The organism is Pseudomonas sp. D(2018), from assembly GCF_005502555.1.
GTDB lineage: Bacteria > Pseudomonadota > Gammaproteobacteria > Pseudomonadales > Pseudomonadaceae > Metapseudomonas > Metapseudomonas resinovorans.
In genome coordinates this window covers 1-9,416 of sequence record NZ_SCOK01000095.1, presented here as the reverse complement: position 1 = coordinate 9,416, position 9,416 = coordinate 1, and the positions used below count along the sequence as shown (strand labels likewise).

Below are 9,416 nucleotides of genomic sequence, written 5' to 3'. Positions count from 1 at the left end.
CCTCCTCGCGACTGGACAGACCGTCCAGCAGGGTCAGGGCAAAGCTGTGGCCCTTGATCGGCGCCAGGGAATTGGCCCGGCAGTCCTGCACCAGCCGCTCAACCAGCTGCTGGGCGTGGATCAGGCCGAAGCGGTCCATTTCATCCACCAGGGCGCTGGCGATGGAAAAGCTGCGATGGTCGAAGCCCACTGCGCTGACGCAGTTGCGGCCATAGCCCTGCGGCGTGATTTCCCCGGCGCTGGTACAGCCCACCAGGCGCACGCCGCCGAAGTACTGTTCCAGGGCCTGGCCCAGGGCCACGAGGTCGTATTCCGCCGAGCAGAAGAACAGCACGAACCCCAGGTACGGGTGGATGAGCTGGCGCGCGAGGTCCTGGGCCACGGCCTCTGCCTCGCTGGCCAGGGACATGGCGGTGACGACGCCCTCTTCCGGTTCCTCGAGCATCCTCGGTCTCACTCAATCAGCCTGCTGTGGATGGGGAAATTCTACGGAGGGCTTGCGGGCCGCCCCATCCTTCTTGGGTACTGGGCGGGCTCGTTCGAAGGTAGCAACTCCATACCTGGCGAGCGCGCGGGATGAGGCCAGCGCCTACGGGCTACGATCTACGCATCCCTTGCCGAAAACCAAAAAGACGGGAGGACCCGCGTCTCTCCCGCCAAAACCGGAGCGATCTGGAACAGGGCTTACCAGGTCAACACGGCACCCACGGCAACGGTGTCGGTGTCTTCGTTCTGGGCGTCGCCCTCGTGACCGTCGATCTCGAACTGGTTGTACTCGGCCACCAGCTTGAGGTTGTCGTTGATGTCATGGAACAGCGCGATACCGCGGGTTTCGTAGTCGGCGCCCGTGTTGACCACGCCGTTGCCGTCATCCTTGGTCTTGCCATAGGACAGCGCCAGGCGGTTCTTGCCGAAGCGGTAGGAGCCCTGCAACAGGTAGCCGTCGCTGTCCACTTCGCGCAGGGTCGGTTCGCCGGCGTTGTTGGTGAAGAACGGGTTGATGCCCTTCGCCTGGAAACCTGAGCCCACCAGGGTGAAGGCGCCCATCTTGGCCTGCACGCCATAGCCCAGGCCCTTGGAGGTCACGGAGTCGACGTTGGGGTCGGTGTTCTCCGAGGTCTGGTAGGCACCGTTGACCCAGGAATAGATCTGCGCGCCGCCCAGTTCGACCTCGTAGGTGATCTCCGATTCGAAGCGTGGATTCTCCTGGTAGGCCTTGCCGGTGGGGCTGTCGTCGTTGGTGTCCACCGGGTCCATGATGCCGACGGCGGCACGCAGGCCGTCGGTCTTCGGGCTGCGGTAGGTGATCTGCGAGGTTGGGAACGGATAGGGATAGCCGCTGCCGATGTTGCCGAAGGACACGCCGCCACCATCCACCAGGCCCAGCGTGTCGCTCACCTGGCCGTAACCGGCGAGCAGTTCGTCGAGCAGGATGTTGGAACGCGCGAACAGGCCGAAATCCTTGCCCACCAGCACTTCACCCCATTGGCCACCAGCGGTGCCGTAGAACTGGCGGACATCGATGGCGGTGGCGGTGCCATTGGTTTCGCTGTCGTTGATGGTGACCCAGAAGGAAGAGCGGGCACCGAGCTTCAGGTCGTCCACCTGCTTGCCCATGTTGAAACCGATCCAGTTGGGCAGAAAGCCCATCTTGACCCGCGACTGGCGGCGATCGAACTGCTCGCCGTCACGATCCACGTCACTGTTGACGTAGAAGGCGTTGACGTAGCCGTCGGTGGAGAAGGTGGTCTGGTCCTTGTCATAAAGGACGATCTCGGCGCCAGCCTGCTGGGTGGCCAGCGCTACCGCCGCCGCGAGGGCGAGGCGGGACATACGGGCATGGGCGATTTTCTTGTTGTGCATGACGCTCTCCGCTGTGGGTGGACGACCGGGCAGGTCAGTCGTGTCGGAGGCGATTATCGAAACGCCATCAAGCCCGCCATACGCTGCAATGGCAGGGGTTCTGCGCTGCTTTGGCCGGAGCGCAGGAGCTGCATCGGCAAGGCTTAAGACCGGTCCGCCCCAAGGTCTTGGGTCGGCGGGCTGACGCGCAGGCACGAAAGGACGACACCCTTTCGGGTTCGTCCTTCAGTCGGTGATTGGACGTGGAATCAGGCGCCGGTGTGCCAGTTCGCTTCGCAGGCTTCGGCGTTGGCGATGGCGCAGCAGGACACCCCGGAAAGCAGGCGACCTTGCTGCTCCAGCAGAGAACCGGGCTGCAGCCCGGCCAGGGCGTGGCGTACCTGCGCCAGGTGGTCGACCGGAAGGCAGGCCTGGCGATCGAACCAGCATTGGCGGGCATAGGCCGTGAAGTTCGTGCCTTGCCCAAGCAATTTCTGGTCGAGCGCCTGGCCTCGCTCACGCAGTTGCACCCGATCCAACTGCACGAGCCGGTCGTACTGGCGAACGAGAAACGCCTGGACGTGCTCGAAGAGCCCGGCCACCGACACGCGCGGCGACTGCACCGCGAACAACAGGCCGCGGTGTCCACCCAGCTGGCGATAGCCGCAGGCCAGCGCGTAACCGAGCTGCAGCTCGCCGCGCAGGCGTTGATGAAAGGCCGGCTCAAGCAGGCTGGCGAGGAGTCGCACGGCAGCCTCGGACTCGGCGGTGACGGACTCAAGGGGATAGAACAGCAGGAGTGCGGCCTCGCCCTCTATCGGCAACCGATGCCAGATACGCCCGCCCTCCCCGACCCTCGACTGGTGCGGGCTGAGCATTCCGGGTAGTTCCGCATCCAGGCCCACATCACCGATGCCCAGCCCTTGCCAGCCTGCCTGCCGCCAGAAACGCGCCAGGGCATCCAGATCGAGCACTGAGGGCGCTTCCGCTCGCGGGCTTTCCAACAGCTCAGGCAGGCGTTGCAGCAATTGGCGAATGGGCAGTTCGCCTGCCTGACGGCGCATGGCACTGCGCTGGAGGCGTGGCCCCTGGGCCAAGGCCCAACGTGGTGGCGCCTGCAGGATGGGCAGCAGGTCGACGATGACCTGCCGCAATGCCGTTGCATTGCCCATCAGGTCGAGCGTCAGTCCGCCCTGCTCCGCCTGGAGTCGTCCCTCTACCCCAGCCAGGCCGGCGGCACCGAGGATGGGGCGCAATGCCCGCTGCAGTCCACAGGCGAGGCCATGGGGCAGCCCGTTCTCGCCGGGATTCCAGCGCAGGAATAGCGCGCCCTGTTCAGGAGCGCTGGGCAACCCGGGCAGCAAAGGAACCAGCGAGGCCTCCACCGGCGCTGACGCCCTGGAACGCCAATAGGGATTGGCCGAGGGAAGCCGCCAACTGGCGGTGGACCTTGCGCCAGGACGAACGCCGAGGCGCTCCAGTTGCAGGGGAAAGCCCGCCGACGTCAGGTTGGGCGCACGGTTGGATGCGCCGGTTTCCAGATGGACCATACGCTCGGCCCGCAGCTGTTCCAGCAATGTGCGAACGTCTGCCGGCTCGGGAAGTCCTGGAGCCAGCGCAGCCTCCAGCGGTTCCAGGGCCGAAGACTTGTGTCGCAGGATCTCCAGCCGTTCTTCCCAGAGCCCTGGCCAGGGTGCTGAGGCGCGAAGAAAGGCCAGCCAGTCCAGAACTTCCGCTTCAAGTTGCGCGCTGTCCGCCCCTTCGACCCAATCGAAGTCCATCAACAACAAGCCCTGGCCACCATGGGCATAGGGCAAGTGCAGTTGGATACCATCGCTCAGTCCCAGGAATCCCAGGCGAGCCGACAGGCCGCCGGTGGACTCATCGGTCGCCAGGCTTTCAAGAAAGCTCACGGCCACTTCCAGGCCAGCCCCCTGCCGTTCCAGCGCGAACGCCAACGACAACCTCCCGGGTGCGCCCGGCACACCAAGCCGCAGCCGGCTCGCGCGCAGGGGCAACAGCGGCGGCAACGCGGGCTCAGGCAGTTTTATTCCCGCACGCAGCCGCTCGCCGTGACGCCGTGCGAGTTCCAGTTGCCGGGCCAGCGGCAATGGCGCCACCAGGGTCAGGCACATGCGGCCGGGCTGATAGTGAGCCTGGTGGAACCGGCGCAGCACCGGGATGAACGCCGGCGACTCCAGCTTCAGGCTGGATGCATTGCCCGCGTGGAAATCCGCCAGCGGATGGCCAGGGGCCAATGCCCAGGCCAGCGCGGCTTCACACAGGGTCTGCAGGTCCTGCGCACGGGCGCTGTACTCAGCCTGCAGGACTTCGCGCTCGCGCCACAGGGCATCCGTCTCCAGCAAAGGGTTCGCGAGCATGTCCAGGAGCCGCGCCAGGGCCTGCTCCAAGTGTGTCGCCGGCACTTCGCAGAAGAAGCGTGTGCTGCGCGCACGGGTGCTGGCGTTGACGCGTCCCCCCACGCCCTGGACGAAGGGAATCAGTCCCTCGTGAACCGGGAATTCGCGGCTGCCGAGGAAGACCAGGTGTTCAAGAAAGTGCGCCAACCCCGGGAACTCGCCCGGCTCGTCGTGACTGCCACCGCGGACTTCCACCAGGGCCGCAGAAAGCGCGGTATCCGGCCGATACACGAGGCGCACGCGCAACCCATTGACCAGAAGCAGATCCAGTGGGCGTTGCTGCGCGGAAGACTCGATGAGGGCGGACATGGCAGGCCGAACCAGGTGGAGAACAGCATTAGCTTCGAAGCCGACCAAAGACTCGGCAATGCTGCTTTGGGACTAGTCCGACAGTCCTTGTGTGCTGTTCTTTCGACTATTAGCGAATTTCCTACAAGCCAATAAGACATTGGCCAGCATCTCTTAGGGGCGTGACTCCATCGTTGCGACTGGCATCTCAAACCGATAATGGCGCAATGCCATACGGACTGGTGGCCCTACCGGAGCACTCATGGACCAGATTCCCCAACAACAAGTACCGCAGAGCGAAATAGCCTTGCTGGCCAACATCCTGGCCCTCACCACTCGCAACATGACCGCCATCACCACCCTATTGGCACAGGTCACGGCAAACCTCGCCAACTCCACCGACACCAACCTGCAGAACGCCTCGGTCGGTCTGCTCGACAAGGTTACCGGCCTGGGCCATGACCTTGAATTGCAGTGGGACCTGATTCAGTCGCTGGACCGTTTCTGCCCCCTGCTCGCCCGTACCCCGCCTGCGCGAACGTCCCTGGTGACCGAAATCGACATCAGCCAGTTGCCCCATAGTCATTGAAAGCTTGCAATCGGCGAGACGATCCGCTAGGGTCGCCGCCGTTAGTACCAAGTTGTAAGTCAATCCGGCCCTCCGATCCCTCGCTCTTTCGACTTCGAACGAGCCACACCAAAAGGGACATGGCCACCCCCGCCGCCTAGAAGACAGTGGCTCCCGCCCCAGGGCGATGCAGCAAAGCTGTCATGAACGCACGGTAGATTGACCAGGACTGCCAGCCGGGCCAGACCCTTACCCGGCGCAGCACCTGGCATCCCAAGTACCAGCTGCCAGAGCTTGATCCCGATCGAGGAACTTCATGCCGGCACCCTTGCTCCGATAAGGATCATTCGACCAGAGCGCGTTGCTCGGCGGATTCGGAGCTATTTGTCTGGCGGCCCATTGGCCGCAAATCGAAGGAAGCAACACGATGACCATCCATCATCAAGCCCAAGCTGCAATCAGCACCCTGACCAGCGCCTTTGCGCCGTTCACCTGCCACATCACCGCCGCTCGCAACGGCAACTTCAGCTTCACCGTCGTCAATGAATTCGGTGTAGCCCGTCACAGCGAGCGCCTGTACCCGGAGCACTACGGCAATGCCGGCCACCTCCAGCATGTGATTGACCGGGCACAGAGAGCCCTGACCTGCTGATGAACCAGCGACAAACGAAGAGCCCCGCCCACGCGGGGCTTTTTCATGGGCAACCGAATTCCCCCGGCGGACCGCTGAACGAAACCGGCCTATAGACGCACAGCAACACCGACAGCCTGTTACCTCAGAGCGACAGACCGGGCATAATTCGCCCCTTCAAATCGCCAGCCCAGCATCTCCATGCGAATTCACGTCACCTTCATCGACCGCGTCGGCATCACCCAGGAGGTCCTGGCCCTGCTCGGCGGCCGTAATCTCAACCTGGATGCGGTCGAGATGGTGCCGCCCAACGTCTATATCGACGCCCCTACCCTCAGCCCCGACGTGCTCGATGAGCTGCGCGAAGCGCTGCATGCAGTACACGGCGTGAAGGAGGTGACGGTGGTGGACATCCTTCCCGGCCAACGTCGTCGACTGCAACTGGACGCACTGCTGGCCGCCATGACCGACCCGGTGCTGGCGGTGGATGGCGGCGGCCGCATCCTGTTGGCCAACCCGGCGCTGACCGCCCTCTATGGGGCAGAAGCAGAAGGCCAGCCCCTGGCACAGCTCTTCGGTGACGACCGCCTGCACAGCGCCTTGCTGGAGCATGGGTTCCGGCTGCCCCTGCGGGAAATCACGCTCAAGGGCCAGGCACTGCTGCTGGATGCGGTCCCCATTACCGAAGGGGATCACCTGGCGGGTGCACTGCTGACCCTCTACCAGCCGAACCGTATCGGTGAGCGCCTTTCCGCCCTGCACCATGACCACGCAGCCGAAGGTTTCGATGCCCTGCTGGGCGACTCCGCCCCCATGGCCACCCTCAAGGCTCGCGCCCAGCGCGTGGCGTCCCTGGATGCACCACTGCTGATCCGCGGCGAGACCGGCACCGGCAAGGAGCTGGTGGCCCGCGCCTGCCATGCTGCCAGTACCCGCCGCAATCAGCCGTTCCTGGCGCTGAACTGCGCCGCGCTGCCGGAAAACCTGGCCGAGAGCGAACTGTTCGGCTATGCCCCCGGCGCCTTCACGGGCGCCCAGCGCGGCGGCAAGCCTGGCCTGCTGGAACTCGCCCACCAGGGCACGGTGTTCCTCGACGAAATCGGCGAAATGTCGCCTTACTTGCAGGCCAAGCTGCTGCGCTTCCTCAGCGACGGCAGCTTCCGCCGGGTGGGCGGCGACCGCGAAATCAAGGTGGACGTGCGCATCCTCAGCGCCACCCATCGCAATCTGGAGAAGATGGTCAGCGAGGGGGCCTTCCGCGAGGACCTCTTCTACCGGCTCAACGTGCTCAACCTCGAAGTGCCGCCCCTGCGCGAGCGCGGCCAGGACATCCTGCTGCTGGCGCGCTTCTTCATGCAGCACGCCTGCACTCAGATCCAGCGCCCCGCGTGCCGACTGGCGCCCGGAACCTTCCAGGCGCTGCTGGGCAACCGCTGGCCCGGTAACGTGCGCCAACTGCAGAACGTCATATTCCGTGCCGCAGCCATCTGCGACAGCAGCCTGGTGGAAATCGGCGACCTGGACATCGCCGGCACCGCCGTGGCGCGGGAAAGCGATGGCGAAGTGAACAGCCTGGAAGAGGCCATGGAGAACTTCGAACGGGCACTGCTGGAGAAGCTCTTCGTCACCTACCCCTCGACCCGTCAGTTGGCCGCCCGACTGCAGACCTCCCACACCGCCATCGCCCATCGCCTGCGCAAGTACGGAATCCCAGGCAAAAGCTGATCTGCTTTCTAGATAAGCTGCCTATTTGCCTGAAACTAATAGCTTTCTTCAAAAACAAATCAGCCACATCCTGGAGGGGCGAATTCATTCGCCATGTCTGCGTTAGCTGTGCGAGAGATTGACTAACAGGCCAAGAGCCTTGTAAGAGCTGGCTTGCCAGCGAAACGGGGCCATTCGCTGGCAAGCCAGCTCCTACGGGCATAGTTGCGACCCTCAAGATGGGGCAGTCCTCATAGCTCCTGTAAAGCATCACATAATCATTACAAGCTATTGTTTTTGGACATAAATATAGTTTTTCATCGAAAAATCGTAGCGAAATCGATACGGCGTAACGAATTCGCAACAACCGCCTGAAACCCCCGCCACGCCTGCGCCTGCTGAAAATCCCCTAGCAAGCCCCCCTCGCTCCGTAGCGATATCGCTACACCAAATTTCATCCAAACTATTCAATACAACCCTCAACGCCTTGATACACAAGGCTTTCAGCCTTCTGGCACTGCCCTTGCTAAAGGCCGGGCAACAGCGCGCGGCAATGACCACGTGCGGGGCTAAGCGCTTGGCAGAAGAAACAGGCGCGTCATACGAGTTGAGGACCAAAAATGAGCGAATTGCGTTTCACCGCCGACCACGAATGGCTGCGCCTTGAAGAAGACGGTCGCGTCACCGTAGGCATTACCGAGTACGCGCAGGACGCCCTGGGCGATGTGGTCTTCGTTCAGCTTCCGGAGCTGCAGGCGTATGCCAAGGGTGAAGAAGTCGCTGTGCTGGAGTCGGTGAAGGCTGCCAGCAACATCGTCATGCCGCTCGACGGCGAAGTGGTTGAAGTGAACCAGGCGCTGGCAGACAGCCCCGAGCTGGTCAACGAAGAACCCCTGGGCAAAGGCTGGTTCTTCCGCATGCAGCTGGCCGACACCAGCATCCTCGACGGCCTCCTCGACCAGGCCGGCTACGAAAACCTGCTGAAAGCCAACGGCTGAGGAACGACCATGAGCCTCTCAACCCCTGCCCTCGGCACCACCAACGAATTCATCGCTCGCCACATCGGCCCGCGTGATGCCGATACCAAGGCCATGCTGCAGCTGCTTGGCTTTGATGACATCGAAGCCCTCACCGCTAGCGTCATCCCCGACAGCATCAAGGGCACCAGCGTGCTCGACCTGCCGGCTGGCCAGAGCGAGGCCGAAGCCCTCGCCGCCATCAAGGCCATTGCCTCCAGGAACCAGCTGTTCAAGAGCTACATCGGCCAGGGCTACTACCCCTGCCACACCCCCAGCCCGATCCTGCGCAACCTGCTGGAAAACCCGGCCTGGTACACCGCCTATACCCCCTACCAGCCGGAAATCTCCCAGGGTCGCCTGGAAGCCCTACTGAACTTCCAGACCCTGGTCAGCGACCTCAGCGGCCTGCCAGTGGCCAACGCTTCCCTGCTGGACGAAGGCACCGCTGCCGCCGAAGCCATGACCTTCTGCAAGCGCCTGTCGAAGAACAAGGGCAGCAACACCTTCTTTGCCTCCAAGCACTGCCACCCGCAAACCCTCGACGTACTGATCACCCGTGCCGAGCCCCTGGGCATCGAAGTGGTGATCGGTGACGAGCGCGAGATCAGCGACGCCAGCGCCTACTTCGGCGCGCTCCTGCAGTACCCGGCCGCCAATGGTGACCTCTTCGACTACCGCGAGCTGGTAGAGCGCTTCCACGCCGCCAATGCCCTGGTGGCGGTCGCCGCCGACCTGTTGGCCCTGACCCTACTCACCCCACCCGGCGAGTTCGGTGCCGACGTCGCCCTGGGCAGCGCCCAGCGCTTTGGCGTGCCGCTGGGCTTCGGCGGCCCGCACGCGGCCTACTTCGCCACCCGCGACACCTTCAAGCGCGACATGCCCGGCCGCCTGGTCGGCGTGTCCATCGACCGCCACGGCAAGCCGGCCCTGCGCCTGGCCATGCA

At 63.7% G+C, this 9,416-nt stretch carries 7 protein-coding genes and 1 pseudogene; 5 read left to right on the top strand and 3 right to left on the bottom strand.

Annotation, left to right across the window (positions count from 1 at the left end; translation table 11 throughout):
- The 3 genes from FFS60_RS28040 to pqqF all read right to left on the bottom strand — a co-directional run.
- Positions 1 to 445, bottom strand: a 445-nt coding sequence (locus FFS60_RS28040) for an FIST N-terminal domain-containing protein (protein ID WP_305955963.1), incomplete at its 3' end; no start/stop codon positions are given.
- A 239-nt stretch (positions 446 to 684) separates the two neighbouring features.
- A complete protein-coding gene (locus FFS60_RS28035; RefSeq protein WP_256658175.1) occupies positions 685 to 1,833 on the bottom strand; it encodes a porin in 1,149 nt (382 codons plus the stop codon).
- Positions 1,834 to 2,111: 278 nt separating this feature from the next.
- Positions 2,112 to 4,571 carry a pyrroloquinoline quinone biosynthesis protein PqqF gene (gene pqqF, locus FFS60_RS28030; protein ID WP_137823837.1) on the bottom strand — a complete coding sequence of 820 codons (2,460 nt, stop codon included), beginning with the start codon at positions 4,569 to 4,571 and terminating at the stop codon, positions 2,112 to 2,114.
- 241 nt (positions 4,572 to 4,812) lie between these two features.
- On the opposite strand from pqqF, the gene FFS60_RS28025 reads away from it, so the two are divergent.
- The 5 genes and pseudogenes from FFS60_RS28025 to FFS60_RS28005 all read left to right on the top strand — a co-directional run.
- Complete coding sequence (locus tag FFS60_RS28025; protein ID WP_137823836.1) at positions 4,813 to 5,139, top strand: hypothetical protein; 327 nt, start codon at positions 4,813 to 4,815, stop codon at positions 5,137 to 5,139.
- Positions 5,140 to 5,545: 406 nt separating this feature from the next.
- Positions 5,546 to 5,770 (top strand): hypothetical protein, encoded by a 225-nt coding sequence (locus FFS60_RS28020; RefSeq protein WP_028628253.1) that lies wholly within the window; start codon positions 5,546 to 5,548, stop codon positions 5,768 to 5,770.
- A 180-nt stretch (positions 5,771 to 5,950) separates the two neighbouring features.
- Positions 5,951 to 7,474, top strand: a complete 1,524-nt coding sequence (locus tag FFS60_RS28015) for a sigma-54-dependent transcriptional regulator (protein WP_028628252.1) — start codon at positions 5,951 to 5,953, stop codon at positions 7,472 to 7,474.
- A gap of 599 nt (positions 7,475 to 8,073) precedes the next feature.
- On the top strand, positions 8,074 to 8,451 hold the full coding sequence (gene gcvH, locus FFS60_RS28010; protein WP_028628251.1) for a glycine cleavage system protein GcvH: 378 nt from the start codon (positions 8,074 to 8,076) through the stop codon (positions 8,449 to 8,451).
- Between the two features lie 9 nt (positions 8,452 to 8,460).
- Positions 8,461 to 9,416: pseudogene (locus tag FFS60_RS28005) on the top strand (glycine dehydrogenase (aminomethyl-transferring)); the annotation flags it as partial.